The following is a 16,629-nucleotide window of genomic DNA, read 5'->3' as shown; positions in this document are numbered from 1 at the left end:
TTATTATTTCATGCTCTGTGTAAAATCAGCATATATCTTCTGCTCGATAACCTCTGCCTCTGCACGGGTAGGAGCCTTGGCTGTGATATATGTTTTTATCTTTGGTTCTGTACCTGATGGACGTACTATAGCCTTGCAGCCACCTTCAAGATAGAATGCAAGAACGTTTGACTTTGGAAGTGTAAGCTCCTTGACCTCTCCTGTAGCGATATTCTTTGAAGTGCTTGCCTTGTAGTCCTCAAATCTCTCGACCTTGAGACCGCCGATAGTAGTAGGATGATCGTTTCTGAGACCTGTCATGATCTCTTCCATGTGCTTCATACCGCTTGCGCCTTCAAACTCAAAGCTGTAGAGTGTCTGGAGGAACATACCGTACTTCTTGTACATATTTTCACGAGCCTGGATAAGTGTTATGCCCTGTGTACGGTAGTAAGCAGCCATTTCGCAGATAAGCATAGAAGCGTCAACTGCGTCCTTGTCTCTTACATAGCCGCCCGAAAGGTAGCCGTAGCTCTCTTCAAAGCCGAAGATATAACGCTTTTCTTCGCCCTTTGCTTCGAGGAAACCGATCTGCTCTCCGATGAACTTGAAGCCTGTGAGCACGTCGATAACTTCAACGCCGTACTCCTTACCGATGAGGTTTACGATATCAGTAGTAACGATAGTCTTAACAGCAATAGGATTTGCAGGCATTGTGCCCTTTCTGATACGCTGCTGGCAGATATATTCAAGAAGCATAGCTCCGACTTCGTTGCCTGAGAACAGCGCATATCCGCCCTTGCCGTCTGGAACTGCTATACCTACACGGTCACAGTCAGGATCTGTTGCAAGAAGAAGATCAGGCTTTACCTTATCGCAGTAGCTGAGACCTACCTGAAGTGCTTCACGTATCTCAGGGTTAGGATAAGGACAAGTTGAGAAAGTTCCGTCAGGGTTTTCCTGTTCCTTTACAACAGTAACATCTGTGATGCCGATACGCTTGAGTATCTCGCGGACAGGCTTGTTACCTGTACCATTGAGAGGAGTGTACACGACTTTGAGTCCGCTGCTTGCGCAAAGGTCAGTATTGATACCCTCTGCAAGAACGTGTTTATAGAAATCCTCGATAACATCATTTCCGATGTATGAGATATTGCCCTTAGCTAATTCAGCTTCAAAGTCAGATGACTTTACATCATTGAATATGTCCAGTGAATTGATCTTTTCGAGTATTATCTCTGCACCTCTGAGTGTGATCTGGCAGCCGTCCTCGCCGTATACCTTGTAGCCGTTGTACTTGGCAGGGTTGTGGCTTGCTGTTACCATGATACCGCCCTGGCACTTGAGTGCGCGAACTGCCCATGAAAGGCAAGGTGTAGGCATAAGCTCAGTATATATATGTACCTTGATACCATTTGCCGCAAGTACCTCAGCAGCAGCCTTTGAGAAAACATCGCTCTTTATACGGCTGTCGTAAGAGATAGCAACACTTGGGTTCTTGTATTCCTGATTGAGATAATCTGCAAAGCCCTGAGTAGCGCGTCTTACAGTGTAAATGTTCATGCGGTTAGTACCTGCACCGATAACACCTCTGAGACCGCCTGTTCCGAATTCAAGGTCACGGTAAAATCTATCAACTATTGCGTCATTATTGCCCTTGACCTCGGCAAGCTCTGCCTGAAGATCGGGATCTTCCTTGGCGTTTTCACACCAAAGGCTGTAAAGTTCCATTTCTGACATTTATAATACCTCCTGAACAGATATATAAATATTATACCACATATTGCTGTATTTGGGAATAGCTTTTTTCATTTTATGCTATTTTTTTCTTATTTACTCAGTTAATAAACGCCTTTGACTTCGATTTTTAGATGAAATTACTATATCATATCTTTTTCTGATAGCTGTATCTGAAAATGTATATACATTTATCCCCATAAGACGCTATACCGCAAAAAGGGCAGACGTTAAGTCTGCCCTTATATGATCAGTCACCGAATGATACTCCGATATCGCGGGCTGCGATAACGAGATGATTATCCGTATCGACGAATTTGGTCTTTCCTGCGATATCTTCCAGTTTGTTCGATGTGATCTTATTGCCTATCTTTGCAACTGTTCTGCCGTAGCGTTCCTTAGCTATGAGGTATGCAGCGTGTACGCCGAACTGAGTTGAAAGAACTCTGTCATACGCGCTCGGAGCACCGCCTCTGAGCATATGTCCCGGTACGCACACTCTTGCTTCAAGTCCCGTATTGGACTGTATCTGTGCAGCGATACGGCTCGTTGCGGTAAGTATACCTGCTTCGGCACGTTTTTTTGCACGTTCTTTCTTCTTCATCTGTGCTTCGTTTATATCGAATGCACCCTCAGCTACAGCAACTATGGAGAAGGTCTTGCCTGATGCGCTTCTTGCCATTACTGCATCGCATATCTTGTCGATATCATATGGTATCTCGGGGATAATGATAACGTCAGCACCGCCTGCGATACCTGCGTTGAGAGTGAGCCAGCCAGCCTTATTTCCCATTATCTCGCAGAGAAGTACACGGGAATGGCTTGCAGCCGTTGTATGAAGTCTGTCAAGAACATCGGTAGCTATATCTACAGCCGTATGGAAGCCGAATGTAACATCAGTGCCATAGATGTCATTATCGATAGTCTTTGGGAGTCCGATAACGTTGAGTCCCTCATCGGAAAGGAGCTTGGAGGTCTTGTGAGTACCGTTTCCGCCGAGAGTGAGGAGACAGTCCAGCTTCTGCTTTTTGTAAGTCTCCTTCATATTTTTTACCTTGTCGATGTTGTCCTCACCGATGACCTGCATCATCTTGAATGGCTGACGCTTTGTGCCGAATATTGTTCCGCCCTGAGTGAGTATGCCTGAGAATGCGGAAGGAGACATCTCCTTGCAGAGATTGTTGATAAGTCCGTAATAACCGTTTGATATGCCGACTATTTCCACATTGTCCTCGCCGAAACGCTCGTAGCAAGCCTTTGCTACGCCTCTTATAGTTGCGTTAAGACCGGGACAGTCGCCCCCGCTTGTCAGAATACCTATTCTTCTTTTCATAATAGAAGACCTCCGTTTGATTTAGATTTTTGATACAGCTTTCAATATCCCCTTAAAAGCTGTTATTTCTTCTTATTGCTGTGACTGCGTTTTTCGTTGATTTCACGGCTTTTCTTTTCATTTGTTTCAAAGAATTCCTGTATCTTCTCGGGCGGCATGGGCTTTCCGTAGAGATAGCCCTGTGCATAGTCACACCCTGCCATTCTCAGGATAGACTCCTGAACCGTATTTTCGATACCTTCTGCGATAGTTTCGATCTTCTTTGATTTTGCAATACGGATTACTGCCGAGACTATCTCATAAGCGATATTGTCATGCTCGATATCGGTTATGAAAGAGCGGTCCAGCTTCAAAAGCGTGATAGGCAGTATCTGTAAATAACTCAGTGAAGAATAGCCTGTGCCGAAGTCGTCCATTGCAAGCTTTACGCCGAGATCGCGCAGCTTGTTCATCTGGTTTACCGCGAAATCTATATCGCTGAGTGCGAGAGTCTCTGTAAGCTCGACTTCCAGCCACTTAGGATCAAGTCCTGATCTTGCAAGAGCGTCAAATACCTTTTCGCGGAGATCGTTCTGATAGAAGTCCGATGAAGCAAAGTTTATTGACATAACTATATTTGGGTAGCCCATTTTCTGCCAGAGTTTATTCTGGCGGCAGCCCTCGTTAAGTACGAATTCGCTTATCTTGCTTATAAGGTGAGAGCTTTCAGCGATAGGTACGAAGGAATCGGGAGTGATTATCGTACCGTCGGGCTTTATCCAGCGTATAAGAGCTTCAACGCCCATGATCCTGCCTGATGAAAGGTCGATCTTAGGCTGATAGAAAAGCTGGAGCTCGTTGTTGTCGATAGCAAGAGCAAGAGATTTTTCAAGCTCGGTGTTGCCGATGATGGAATCATGCATACTTGGCTCATAGCCGCATATGCTGCCCTGAGTTCCGTCGTTGGACTTGAGGGCGAACTCGGCGTGTTCCATAACATCGAGGAAGGAACTGCCGTCCTCTGGCATCTTTGAATAGCCTGCCGAGCAGGTAAGGCTAATGGAAGCAAGCTCGTCAACGGCAAGCTTTGCAAATTCCTCCTGTATGGATTTGACTGTACGTGTTGGCATTTCGTCGTCGCCGTAATCTCTCAGCAGGAGAGCGAAGTTGTCACCGCTTATTCTTGCTGCAAGACCGCCGGGAGTAACGAACTTATAAAGTATGTGTGCGAAATTTTTCAGCACGTAGTTGCCGTTTGAATAGCCGATAGTATCGTTGATGATATGAAATCTGTCGATATCAAGGACTATCATCCAGAATGAGTAATTGAGTATCTTACAGGAATCGTATATTTCCTGTCCCATGCTAACAAGTCTGTTGCGGTTGGCGATCTCGGTAACTTCGTCGATGTACGCGAGACGCTCGATGAGCATATCCTTTTCGTGCTCCTGAGTTACATCAATGACAGCTCCGCCGAACAGCGGCAGTGTATTGCCCGTTCCCGGGATAGACTTGAAACGGTAAGAATACCAGCGGTAAGAGCCGTCAGCACTTCTGAGACGTATCTCGATATTTTTTATCTCCGACATATCCCTGTTTTTGATAGCACCGTCGAACTGTATCCTGTCATTTGGGTGTACCAGTGCGCGGAACTCATTTACATTTATAGTGCTGTTGCGCAGACCGAGCATACGAACAAGCTCAGGCGATGCACGGTATATCTTTCTGTCGGTGCTCATTATAAGACCGATCTCGGCAAGCTCCATTGAGGAATTGAAGAAGTCGTTGGCACTTGCCAGATTTACACGCATTTTTTTCAGCTCTGTAAGGTTGAAGCCTGTACTGAGGTGTATCCACTGCTTCTTGAATTTCTTGACGGGAGAGGTGCTCCATGCGATAGAGACAAGGTTTCCCTGGGGGTTTCGGAAGCTTGATTCGTATGAGTAGCTTCCTGCTATCTTTCCCAGTGCGCTTGCATCGGGAGTATTTATTCCGAAGGCAGTCCATACAGCTTCTTTTTTGTCGGATTTTTCCGAGCTTATGCCAAGAAGATCACGGAGCTTTTTATTTATATAGACATAAGAGAAGTTATCGGACCAGATTATCATTTCGGTGTTGAGGTTCTCGATTACGTTGGTTATCTCTTTTTCGTCTATAGATGTTTTTTTGTTTTTATATATCCAGCCTGATATTGCGAGAATAAGGGTAGCGCAGACCATAGTACATACATATATTATGAGCGTATCCTTCGCATATTCAGGGTTTAGAATGCAGTATCCTATAACAAGAGCACTGGCTGCGACTATTATGACTGATGCTGCGAGCGGATTGAAAGTTCTTCTCATAGATACCGCCTCCCTTCATACACAAATATCCAAATACATTATAGCAAAAATTACTGAAAAAGTCAATCAAAAATTTAAACCGGTCTACTATTTTTGATAAAATTGACGGAAATGTACAAGAAAATTTCACCGAATATACACTTTTATCTGATATAATGCTATAATATAAATATAGTATGGCTGCGGCTGTGCTTTATGCGTAATAATAATGAAAGCTGTATACACGGAGGTAAAAAATATGGCTCATATCCTGATCGTTGACGATGAAATGAATATTAGAAAGGTCGTACGCGAGTACGCTGAATTTGAAGGCTATGAGGTCACAGAAGCTGAAAACGGCATGGAAGCTGTAAATCTTTGCCATGATAATGATTATGACCTTATTATAATGGATGTTATGATGCCGCGCCTTGACGGTTATTCTGCCTGTAAGGAGATACACAAGACAAAGAATATACCTGTCATCATGCTTTCCGCAAGAGGTGAGGAGTACGACAAGCTCTTCGGATTTGAGATAGGCATTGACGATTATGTAGTAAAGCCATTTTCGCCAAAGGAGCTTATGGCAAGAGTAAAGGTAGTACTGAAACGCAATACCCGTCAGGAAGAAACTGTTGCACAGGATAAGTTCGCATTTGAAGGTCTTGAAGTGGATATAGCAGGAAGAGAAGTATATGTAAACGGCGAAAAGGCTTCCATGACTCCAAAGGAATACGATCTTCTCTTTTATCTTGTTAAAAATAAGAATATCGCTCTTTCGAGAGACAAGCTCCTTGAAGAAGTATGGGGCTATGACTTCTTTGGCGATGACAGAACAGTTGATACACATATAAAAATGCTCAGAAACAGTCTTGGTGAGTATCGTAAATTCATCGTTACACTGAGAGGAATGGGATACAAGTTTGAAGCAGATTAAGTTTTTTAAACACGCAGGCTCGCGCATACCTTTAAAATTTAAGGTATGGCTGTATTTTGTGCTGTTTACTATCGTGGTATTCACACTTCTGTGGCTGTTCCAGATATTGTTCCTTGAGGATTTCTATGAAAGAATGAGGATAAGCACGGCTTCAAAGTGCATGGAGTCCATTGCTGAGTCCTATAACAGCGGAAATGAAGAGGAATTCTACAGGAAGATAAATACCATGTCGGTAGATAATGACTTCTGTGTTGAAGTACTTGACAAATATGGCAATCAGGCTAAAAAAAATCATGTTATCGGTGACTGCATAATCCATGAGAGATTTACAAATCTGCGTGAATTTAAAGATAAAATAGACGAATCTAACAGCGGTATAATAAAGCTGAGACTGAAAAATCCGAGAAGCGGATACGATATGCTGCTGTATGGCTGTACTATCGGAATAAAAGAATGTGACGGCTATCTTCTCATAAATGCTGTGCTTGAGCCTGTAGGAGCAGCTATCAGCATAATAAAAGGTCAGCTAATGCTGATTACAGTTATACTGATCGTTTTTGCGTTTGTGATATCCCTGTATCTTTCAAAAAGGATAGCTGATCCGATAGACAGGATAACTACTTCCGCAGAACAGCTTGCAAAGGGCGATTTCAACACGAAATTCGACGGAAGAGGATATCTCGAAGCAAAAAAGCTTGCTGATACGCTTACATATGCGGAAAAGGAGCTTTCAAAGGTAGATACCATGCAGAGAGACCTTATCGCAAACGTTTCTCACGATCTTAGGACTCCTCTTACCATGCTGAAGGCGTATGCGGAGATGATACGCGATCTTTCGGGCGATAATCCCGTAAAGAGAAATGAACATCTTGAAATAATCATAAGTGAGACCGATCGTCTTGCGCTCCTTGTAAATGATATGCTCGACCTTTCAAAGCTTGAAAGCGGAAAGCAGAAGCTTTCGCCTTCCGAATTCGGCATCAGGGGCAAGCTCAACGAGATAATTGACCGTTTTGAAGGACTTTCCGAGAAAAACGGCTACCAGATACATTTTACTCCCGATGAGGAGAAAACGGTGTGCTGTGATCCTGTAAAGATAGAGCAGGTAATATACAACCTTATAAACAATGCTATAAACTACACGGGCAAGGATAAACAGGTCTTTGTAAGACAGATAAATCAGCCTGACGGCGTTGTGGTAGAAGTAGAGGATACAGGCGACGGTATCGAAGAGGACAAGATAAAGCTTATTTTTGATAAGTACTATCGCTCTGAAAATCATAAGCGCGAGGTCGTTGGTACGGGACTGGGATTATCTATCGTTAAAGCAGTTCTGAAAATGCACAACTATGATTACGGTGTGCGCAGTACACTTGGCAAGGGCTCTACATTCTGGTTCAAGATAAGTGATATAAAATAAGTAAGGTCTGAACGAAAATGTATGAAAGTACCTGACGGTGTGAACTCGGTATCCGTTCTTGCAGGAATATTTCAGTTCTTATGACCTCTGAAAGCGGTATTTAAAAACTAAAAAGCACTGTTTACAGGCGATAATTCGTTGTATGTTTTTTACGGCAAGTATAGTAAGGACAAGCGGAAAAATCAGAATTTGTGCATTTTTAACACAAAATCGAATGATGCGTTGATAATTTTGTGTGCTGCTCATTTGGTTTTTTCACAGAAAATACATAATCCTATGCTATAATATACTTGCTGAGGGAGAAATCCCGAAGCTGATTTTCATGGTAGTTTAATGTTTACCCCAACATTAAATTATTAAATCCCCAATAATCCCTATATCATGGCAGATGAGCTTCCTATTACGGAAGCTCGTTTGTTTTATATATGTTTTTCAATATAAATTGTCATTTGCTATTGACAAAAGTCGGACAATGGTGTATAATATACTAGTAACCTTATCAAGAGCGACGGAGGTAACAGGACCTGTGAAGTCGCAGCAACCCGAACGTAATGAGTCGAAGGTGCTAATTCCTGCGGTTTTTCCGAAAGATGAGGACATTAGTGTAACTATGACTTCTCTTTTCGGATAGAGAAGTTTTTTTATTTTTCAGGAGGTTTTATCAATGAGTAAATGCTTTTTTACTTCGGAATCAGTAACAGAAGGACATCCCGATAAGATCTGTGACCAGATCTCGGACGCAGTGCTTGACGCTATACTTGAACAGGACAAGACGGGACGTGTTGCCTGCGAGACTTGTGTTACAACAGGTATGATCCTTTGTATGGGCGAGATCACAACATCTGCTGATGTTGACATTCCTAAGATCGCTCGTCAGGTTGTGTGTGATATCGGCTACGACAGAGCTAAGTACGGCTTTGACGGACACACCTGCGCAGTTCTTACATCTATTGATGAACAGTCACCTGATATCGCTATGGGTGTTAATGAAGCTTTTGAATACAGAGAAGAAAACAATGAGTCCGACGGACTTTCAAACGGTGCGGGAGATCAGGGTATCATGTTCGGTTACGCTTGTAACGAGACTCCCGAGCTCATGCCGCTCCCGATCTCACTTGCTCACAAGCTTTCACTGAAGCTTACTGAGGTACGTAAGAATGGTACACTTCGTTATCTTCGCCCGGACGGAAAGTCACAGGTAACTGTTGAGTATGATAACGGCAAGCCTGTAAGAGTTGATGCAGTTGTTGTATCATCTCAGCACTCAGCTGATGTTTCACTCAAGCAGCTCCGCAAGGATATCGAGGAGTACGTTATCAAGGCAGTTATCCCTGCTGAGCTTATGGACAAGGATACAAAGCTCTTCATCAATCCTACAGGACGTTTCGTAGTAGGCGGTCCTCAGGGCGACAGCGGTCTTACAGGCCGTAAGATCATCGTTGATACATATGGCGGATATTCACGTCACGGCGGCGGAGCATTCAGCGGTAAGGATCCGACAAAGGTCGACAGAAGTGCTGCTTATGCTTCAAGATATATCGCAAAGAATATCGTTGCAGCAGGTCTTGCTGACAAGTGCGAGGTACAGCTCTCATACGCTATCGGTGTTGCTACACCTATCTCTATCCTTGTTGATACATTCGGCACAGGCAAGGTAGATGAGGAAAAGCTTTCAGAGGCAGTTTCAAAGGTATTCGATCTTCGTCCTACAGCTATAATCAAGATGCTCGACCTCAGAAAGCCACAGTACAGACAGCTTGCTGCTTATGGTCATATGGGACGTGAGGATCTGGGCGTAGCTTGGGAAAAGACTGACAGAGTTGACGCACTCAAGGCTGCTCTTTCATAAGGAGTGATGATATGGCAGAGCTTGAAAATTATGCTGAACTTAAATTTACAAATGCAGTTCTGATCGATATTTTCAGCAGATATGCCAGCAATTCCGAAATGGCTGAGTTTGTAGCTTTGGACGGTTCGATCGACATGAAGTTCAAAATGATAAACGGTGTCATGGAAACGCCTAAATGCTGCGAGCAGGTGCTGAGCCTTATGTATGCACTTTTTGAATGTAATCCTCAGTCGACTATCGGCAGGATATACTGCGATCATCAGGTGGATATACTTCGTGAGACTGTTTACAGGCTTTCAAAGGTACTTGATGCATTCAGCGATATAAAGCTTATAATACATTCGACAACACCCGATAAGAACGATCCCGAGAAGAATATCTCGACTCATACCGAGTTTACGCTTAAAAAGTCAACAACTTCGGAGACAAAAGTTATAGAATAAGAAAAGCTCCCATATGGGAGCTTTTCTTATTTACAGCTATAACCTGTCAGCGTTGATGATGAAAAATTCGGGATAAGTCCGCTTTCTCTGAATGAAAAAGCACTGTCAGCACCTATGATTATGTGGTCAGCCAGAACTGAACCGAGCCGCAAAAGTGTATTTGAAACATTTTTCGTAAAGAGTATATCGCTGTCAGAGGGGCGTGATACGCCTTGAGGGTGATTATGCGCCATAAAGAATATCGTGCAGCTGCTTTTTACTGCGAAATCCGCTATATCACGGTAAGAAGCGTAGGTCTGGGACGGTGAACCGAATGCCAGAACTTTCGTATTTACAACGCGAAAACGCTTGTTTACCGCAGTGATTATGAGCTGTTCGCCGACAGCACCGATGAAATGGCTTGTAAAGAAACTTTTTGCCGAGTCTGAACTGTTCAGAGTGGTTATTTTGAAGCGTTCAAGGTAGAGAGTACGGCTGAGACAGGGGATAAGCTTAATAAGCACGGAAGCCTGTTCGCTCACTTTTTTATCTTTCATCAGAAGCTCGGTATCAGCATCGGCAAGGGCATTTATGCTGCCGTATTCGCTGAGGAGCTCCTTTGCAAGCTGTGCAGTATCACCTGTACAGGAGAACGAAAGCAGCAGCTCCAGCTTTTCTTCCTCGGTGAGAGCATCGAAGCCTTTATCGTTATATTTGTTCCTCAGAAGCTCCCTGCGGAGCTTTTTCTCTTTATCAGCCATATTATCTGAATGAAAATGCGCCGTTTGAACGCATTGAGAAGCAGTTTTCGTTACCGTATATTATGCAGTCTCTGAACGATATGCCAATTGCAGAAAGTATCTCAGCGAAAATACGTGTAACTATGAAGTCGCTGTCGTTTGGGAGTGCAAGATCGTTTCCGTGATTGAGACCGATACAGACACTGAAAGCACCGCTTTTCAGTATCATAGCCGCAAGCTCCTTCTGGGAGATGCTGCCTTTAGTGATATCATCAACAGGCAGAGTTATACTGCGCAGGAGCTCGGACTGAGAACTCAGGCAGAGAATATTGCATATCTTAGCCTGTGAGCTGCTGAACTGCTCGGAAATGCAGTCGCTAAGCTGCTTTACGGTGTTGAGAGTTTCGCTGCTGTGGGAGCGTTTCAGGTAACTTGTACTGAAATCATACATCAGCTTCATAAACAGCGCGCCGCTGCTGCCCATGCCGTCAATCTCGCACAGCTTGTCCTTATCGGCGGAGAGAGCCTTTCCGAGCGAGCCGAACTCGTCTGTGAGTGCATGAGCGATATTATTGGTATTCACCACAGGACGGGCGTAAAACAGCAGAAGCTCAAGGAGCTCGTGTTCATATAACGCATCAAAGCCCGAAGCAAGAAAACGTTTTCTCATGCGGCTTCTGTGACCTGCGTGAGGATTTTTGCTGTCCATATGCCCCCTCCTTTGCTATTTTCTCTTGTTTTTATTGATGTTCTTTATGTTAGTCCTGCCAAGTATATAATCTACGGAAACTCCGTAAAAATCCGCAAGTATGAGCAGGTGCTCAACAGGGATAGTGCGATACCCACGTTCATAGCGTGAATACATCGTCTGGCTCGTGTGGAGCAGTTCGGCAATTTGTGTCTGGTTCATGTCGTTATCTTCACGCAGGTCTTTCAGTCTTTGAAAGTACACGGGTATCACTCCTCATCGCCGAGAAGAACTTCGAGCCTTTCCAGCAGCCTGCCCTGATCGGTGGAACTGAGTTTTCGGAAGCCGTTTACAAGAGTGGTCTCTTTTGCAGTCAGAGCTGACTTTGTAAGACCGCGCTTATCATCGGAGAGCCCTGCGATATAATCCAGCGATACGCCGTAGAGCTTTGCTATATTTATTGCAATGTGAAGCGGTATCTCGCTTTCGCCGCATTCATAGCGTCTGTACTGCGTAAGGTGCAGAAAAAGCTTTTCGGCGGCTTCTTTCTGTGTTATATCAGCGTCCTCGCGCAGGTCACGTACTCTCCCGTAATTCATTTTATCAACTCCCAAATCTGTGTTATGAACATTTTATCATATAGCACAATTTTGTGTTGAATATCTTGAAAGTATGTGTTATTGTACAAAAGATAAAGCACAAATATGTGCTTTGAAATGACACAGGAAAGGTTTTTGCACCAGAAATTACAATGAAACTTTTCTCCACTCCGATATTTTTATATGTAGAATAGTTGTTAAAAAGCAACAAAAAATAGTAAAGATAATTCAAAAATGCATATGTAATATGTTGACTTATGAAATTTTCGGTGATATAATTAAAATAGAGAAATTGTACATATTTTGTACGGAATTGGAGGAGTTTTATGAAAGCAAAAAAACTGCTCAGCGGTCTTACCTCTCTCGCTCTGTCACTTTCTGCATTCGCAGGACTTGGTGTTACAGACTCTTTCAGACCGACAGGAGCAAAGGCAGCTTCGAGCTGGAAGTTTGATTTTGGCGGCAGCGGCGCGGCAGGCGGTTATACGGGAGTTTCCGCTACCGACGGCTATAATGCAGGCAGGGGCTACGGCTTCGCCCAGACAGGCAATGTGTCCAACGTTTCCGCAGGAGGCAGCGGAGTTCTTGCAGACGCGGTAAAATTCAATAACTACGGCGCAGGAAATACATTCAATGTTGACCTTCCAAAGGGCTTGTACGAAGTAAAGGTGATCATAGGCAATGCACCTCGCACTACGATCAAGCTTGAGGGCATGGTCCAGATGATGAACCTGACAGGCAGGGGAGCTACCGAGACAGTGAAGCTGCCTGTAACCGACGGACAGCTCAATATACAGGCTGTTGAAGGTATGAGCGGCAGAGAGCAGTCCATTTCGGCGGTCGAGATAACTCAGATAAACACCACGGGCGAAATGCCGCCTATGGTATGGATATGCGGCGACTCTACAGTTGCTAATTACTATAACTGCGCAGACACCTCACAGCACGGCTGGGGACAGTTCTTCAACGGAAAGACCTTCGGCAGCAATTACGAAGTTCGCAATATGGCTACCAGCGGACAGTACGCAAAGGGATTTGTTGACGCAGGACAGTTCGCTCCTATAGAGACCTACGGCAAGGCAGGAGATTACTACATAATCTCCATTGGTATCAATGATTCCAACTACTCCAACGAGACGGAGTACTACAATACAGTTACCGATATGACCAAGCGCGCAAAGGCTAAGGGCATGGAGGTAATTCTTGTAAAGCAGCAGGGCAGACGCGGCGACTTACAGCGCAGTCCGAGACTTACAGGACGCTGGTACGGCGGTTCTCTTGACAAGATAGGCAGCGAGCAAAACGTCAGAGTAGTTGACCTGTTCACAAAATGGCAGAACTTCGGACTTTCCGTAGGCTATGACGGTATGGCTTCATACTACGCTATACAGGCAAACGGCTCAAACGATGACCTCCACCAGAGCAAAATGGGTGCTCAGAAGATAGCTGAGATAATGGCTGAGGAGCTGTCTGCTCCTGCAAGAGAGCCTATCCACCCTAATGCTGATGTGAGCTATATGTTCAAGAACGTCAACAGCGGACTTTATATGGAAGTGGCTGACGGCAGCACAGCAAGCGGCGCAAATGTCCAGCAGTGGGGCGCAAGCTCGTCACAGCCACATAATACATGGAAGTGCGTACAGGCTACAGGCGATTATTTCTACATAAAGCCAAGCAATGCCGACCTTTATCTCTATGTTGACAACGGAAGCCGCGATAACGGCGCAAATATGGTAGTTGCTGAAAAGAACGGCTACAGCGACCAGTTCTTCAAGTTCCAGGACAACGGCGACGGCACAGTTACTATCCTCACAAGAGCTTCAAGAGACGCTTCTGCTGTTGAGGTAGGAAGTGCAGCTACAAATAACGGTGCTAATATCCAGCAGTGGGAAGTAAACGGACACAACTGCCAGAAGTGGGAGATGATTGAGGTCGCTGATGTTGCGGTCACAACTACAACTACTACATCAACTACTACCACAGCTACTGTGACTACGACTACCGAGGAAGTCAAGCCTGCCACAACATCTTTCAACTTCGCAAATATCCCCGACTTCTTCATAGAGTACGGTGATGCCAACTGTGACGGCACAGTGGATATGTCGGATATAGTTCTTATAATGCAGGCTCTTGCAAACCCTAACAAGTACGATATAGGCGGTTCTGACAGCCATGCTATCACCAACTTCGGACGTCTGAATGCAGACGTTACAGGCAATGGCGACGGTATGACAGTCAACGATGCTATGTTCATACAAAGATGTCTGCTTGGACTTGATACACTTCCCGAACCTATCAATGTAGTAGTTGCTACCACCACAGCAGCACCGACTACTACAACGACAACAGCCGTTGCGACAACGACTACAACAGCTCCTGTTCCCGTGAAGTATTTCGCAGTAGATCAGGTGTGGACAAACGGCGTGACCGAGACTGTCAACAGCGGTTACACAAGATCGGACGGTTACGTAAATCTTGACAATACAATCGACAGCAATATCACATTCACAGTTAATGTTCCTCAGGACGGAAACTACATGACACATATCCGCTTCGCCAACGGTTCAACAAGCGACCGTAAGATGAAGCTGTTTGTCAATAATAATATGGACAGCTGCTGGATGCAGTCATTCCCGGGCACAGGGTCATGGACTGACTGGAACGAGTTCGGAATAGTTCTTCCTCTCAAGGCAGGAAAGAACACTATCCTTTTCCAGTCTGCAATGTCAGAGGGCGGACCTAACCTTGACTACATAGAGCTTATCCTTACAGATGAGCCATATGCCGAGGTATATGATCCCTCACAGGAGCAGCAGAACACAGGCAGCGGTCAGCACACACTCTATATCGCAGGTGACTCAACTGTACAGAGCTACCGTGAGTCATATGCTCCGCAGCAGGGCTGGGGCTACTATATGCAGAGCTACTTCAACAGCGATATCACTGTTGCAAACCACTCCATAGCAGGAAGAAGCTCCAAGAAGTTCTATGACGAGGGCAGATGGCAGACTATTGCCGACAGCCTCAAGACAGGCGATTTCGTAATGATACAGTTTGCTATTAATGATGCAGGTGCATCAAATGCTGACAGATATGCACCTACCTGCGGAAATGTTGATAATCCGTCATCGGGCTCATACGAGTGGTATATGACTCAGTTCATCAAGTCCGCAAAGGACAAGGGAGCAACTCCGATACTTGTAACTACTACTATCGGCATGAAGGCTTACTCAAACGGCAGATTTGTCAACAGCTACACCAATTACAATGAGGCTTGCTACAATCTTGCAAAGAAGTACAGCATACCATGCATCGACCTCAATACTCTCATGGTGAACCATTACAACTCAGTTGGCTATGATACAGCCAAGAGCTATCACCTTATGGGAGCAGTTTCAGGTTCTACAGACGGTACTCACTTCTGCGAAAAGGGCGCAAATATAGTTGCAGGACTTGTCGCAGGAGAGATAAGAAAGCAGAATATAAGCGGACTGGCTTCTTACCTGAAGTAAAGATATAATTCGCTTTGACCACGATACCCATATAGCAGTTTTGTACCTTGTATTGAGGGAAACCCTTTTGAAAAAGGTTTCCTTTGACAGAGGCGGTCCCCTCTGTCACTGCGTGACATCTCCCCACACTGTGGGGAGTCACCCTCAAACTCCCTTCCTAAAACTTCTGGTTTTATTTTTTCTCAGATAGGGCACACCCCGTATTACTTGCGGGGCTTTTTTATTATGAGTGTTCCCTATCTGAGAAAAAATCAGCTAAAAAGTCTTTGGAAAGGGGTTCGGGGAAGAACCTTTCCTCAGAAAGGTTCTTCCCCGATAAAAAGTATAAAATTCTATATAAGTACCACGGTTAAAGCGGAGCCTGTTTTTTACTGCTGTTTATTGACAAAAGTTTGCATTTGAGATATAATTTAGTGAGATTACATTCAAAAGGAGACATACTAATGACAGAAGCACTTAACAAAATAAGGCAGCCGCTGAAAATATCCAATAAGCCGTTGACTGTATTGATGTCATTTCTGGTTCTGGTATTCGGAACAGGATTGGGAATATTTGCAAAATGGCTGGATAATCTTGAAATAGACAGCGATATATGGTGGCATAGGATAATTGAAAAGCTTGACCTCGGGATTTTATTTTCGGAAATGGCAATATGGCTGCTCATCGCTCTGGCGATAGCTGTATTCAGCTTTAATCCGATAAAAGCCGCAATAAACGTTTTTCTTTTCTTTGTGGGAATGTGTATTTCTTATCATCTGTATACTATCATCTTTGCTGGCTTTGACCCGTCGGACTATATGATGAAATGGTATTTGCTTACAGCTGTTTCACCTGTTCTGGGAGCTGTATGCTGGTACGCAAAAAGCGGAAAGGTCGTATCAATAGTCATATGTGCACTGATAATTTATGTAATGGCAGTATACTGCTTTAGCATTGGAAGATTTTATTTTACGTTCAGAAGCTGGGTAAATACTGTTATATTTGCAGCAGCCGTTGCAGTACTTTATCGTACTCCGAAACAGATCAGCATAGCGCTTGTATCGGGAATTGCACTGGCTTTCATAAACCCACTTAGCAGATATCTGTGTATATAAATTAAGGGCGGATAAA

Annotated in this window: 13 protein-coding genes and 1 riboswitch; of the genes, 6 read left to right on the top strand and 7 right to left on the bottom strand. The window is 44.3% G+C overall.

What is annotated here, in order from left to right:
• Positions 1 to 3: 3 nt before the first annotated feature.
• The 3 genes from BLW60_RS01730 to BLW60_RS01720 all read right to left on the bottom strand — a co-directional run bounded on the left by BLW60_RS01730 (position 4) and on the right by BLW60_RS01720 (position 5,373).
• Positions 4 to 1,719 carry a phospho-sugar mutase gene (locus tag BLW60_RS01730; RefSeq protein WP_074714177.1) on the bottom strand — a complete coding sequence of 572 codons (1,716 nt, stop codon included), beginning with the start codon at positions 1,717 to 1,719 and terminating at the stop codon, positions 4 to 6.
• A gap of 247 nt (positions 1,720 to 1,966) precedes the next feature.
• Positions 1,967 to 3,049, bottom strand: coding sequence for a 6-phosphofructokinase (locus BLW60_RS01725; protein WP_074714176.1), 1,083 nt, complete (start codon positions 3,047 to 3,049; stop codon positions 1,967 to 1,969).
• Positions 3,050 to 3,111: 62 nt separating this feature from the next.
• The gene (locus tag BLW60_RS01720; protein WP_074714175.1) at positions 3,112 to 5,373 is read right to left on the bottom strand and encodes a putative bifunctional diguanylate cyclase/phosphodiesterase; all 2,262 of its coding nucleotides are present in this window, start codon (positions 5,371 to 5,373) and stop codon (positions 3,112 to 3,114) included.
• Positions 5,374 to 5,611: 238 nt separating this feature from the next.
• Here BLW60_RS01720 and BLW60_RS01715 point away from each other — a divergent pair, with 238 nt between their 5' ends.
• The 4 genes from BLW60_RS01715 (at position 5,612) to BLW60_RS01700 (ending at position 10,001) form a co-directional block, all read left to right on the top strand.
• The gene (locus tag BLW60_RS01715) at positions 5,612 to 6,289 is read left to right on the top strand and encodes a response regulator transcription factor (protein ID WP_074714174.1); all 678 of its coding nucleotides are present in this window, start codon (positions 5,612 to 5,614) and stop codon (positions 6,287 to 6,289) included.
• Positions 6,276 to 7,709, top strand: coding sequence for a sensor histidine kinase (locus tag BLW60_RS01710; RefSeq protein WP_242872808.1), 1,434 nt, complete (start codon positions 6,276 to 6,278; stop codon positions 7,707 to 7,709). The genes BLW60_RS01715 and BLW60_RS01710 overlap by 14 nt, the downstream gene beginning before the upstream one ends.
• Positions 7,710 to 8,202: 493 nt before the next feature.
• Positions 8,203 to 8,306, top strand: a riboswitch (SAM riboswitch).
• Positions 8,307 to 8,373: 67 nt separating this feature from the next.
• Positions 8,374 to 9,558: a methionine adenosyltransferase gene (gene metK, locus BLW60_RS01705; protein WP_074714173.1), complete on the top strand. Its 1,185-nt coding sequence runs from the start codon at positions 8,374 to 8,376 to the stop codon at positions 9,556 to 9,558.
• Between the two features lie 11 nt (positions 9,559 to 9,569).
• Positions 9,570 to 10,001: a hypothetical protein gene (locus tag BLW60_RS01700; RefSeq protein WP_074714172.1), complete on the top strand. Its 432-nt coding sequence runs from the start codon at positions 9,570 to 9,572 to the stop codon at positions 9,999 to 10,001.
• Between the two features lie 26 nt (positions 10,002 to 10,027).
• On the opposite strand, the gene BLW60_RS01695 is transcribed toward BLW60_RS01700, so the two are convergent.
• Genes BLW60_RS01695 through BLW60_RS01680 form a run of 4 tightly spaced genes read right to left on the bottom strand, consistent with a single transcriptional unit; the run spans position 10,028 to position 12,007 of the window.
• Positions 10,028 to 10,741, bottom strand: a complete 714-nt coding sequence (locus BLW60_RS01695) for a JAB domain-containing protein (protein WP_074714171.1) — start codon at positions 10,739 to 10,741, stop codon at positions 10,028 to 10,030.
• A gap of 1 nt (position 10,742) precedes the next feature.
• On the bottom strand, positions 10,743 to 11,429 hold the full coding sequence (locus BLW60_RS01690) for a JAB domain-containing protein (protein ID WP_074714170.1): 687 nt from the start codon (positions 11,427 to 11,429) through the stop codon (positions 10,743 to 10,745).
• Between the two features lie 15 nt (positions 11,430 to 11,444).
• Positions 11,445 to 11,672 carry a helix-turn-helix domain-containing protein gene (locus BLW60_RS01685; protein ID WP_074714169.1) on the bottom strand — a complete coding sequence of 76 codons (228 nt, stop codon included), beginning with the start codon at positions 11,670 to 11,672 and terminating at the stop codon, positions 11,445 to 11,447.
• A gap of 5 nt (positions 11,673 to 11,677) precedes the next feature.
• The gene (locus BLW60_RS01680; protein ID WP_074714168.1) at positions 11,678 to 12,007 is read right to left on the bottom strand and encodes a helix-turn-helix domain-containing protein; all 330 of its coding nucleotides are present in this window, start codon (positions 12,005 to 12,007) and stop codon (positions 11,678 to 11,680) included.
• A 326-nt stretch (positions 12,008 to 12,333) separates the two neighbouring features.
• Here BLW60_RS01680 and BLW60_RS01675 point away from each other — a divergent pair, with 326 nt between their 5' ends.
• Together BLW60_RS01675 and BLW60_RS01670 are read left to right on the top strand one after the other, a co-directional pair.
• A complete protein-coding gene (locus BLW60_RS01675; protein ID WP_074714167.1) occupies positions 12,334 to 15,519 on the top strand; it encodes a GDSL-type esterase/lipase family protein in 3,186 nt (1,061 codons plus the stop codon).
• A 443-nt stretch (positions 15,520 to 15,962) separates the two neighbouring features.
• Positions 15,963 to 16,613 carry a hypothetical protein gene (locus BLW60_RS01670; RefSeq protein ID WP_074714166.1) on the top strand — a complete coding sequence of 217 codons (651 nt, stop codon included), beginning with the start codon at positions 15,963 to 15,965 and terminating at the stop codon, positions 16,611 to 16,613.
• Positions 16,614 to 16,629: the final 16 nt, after the last annotated feature.

It is taken from the genome of Ruminococcus flavefaciens, from assembly GCF_900108555.1.
GTDB classification, from domain to species: domain Bacteria; phylum Bacillota; class Clostridia; order Oscillospirales; family Ruminococcaceae; genus Ruminococcus; species Ruminococcus flavefaciens_P.
Note: the sequence above shows the minus strand (reverse complement) of the source record. Positions and strands in the feature narration are given on the sequence as shown.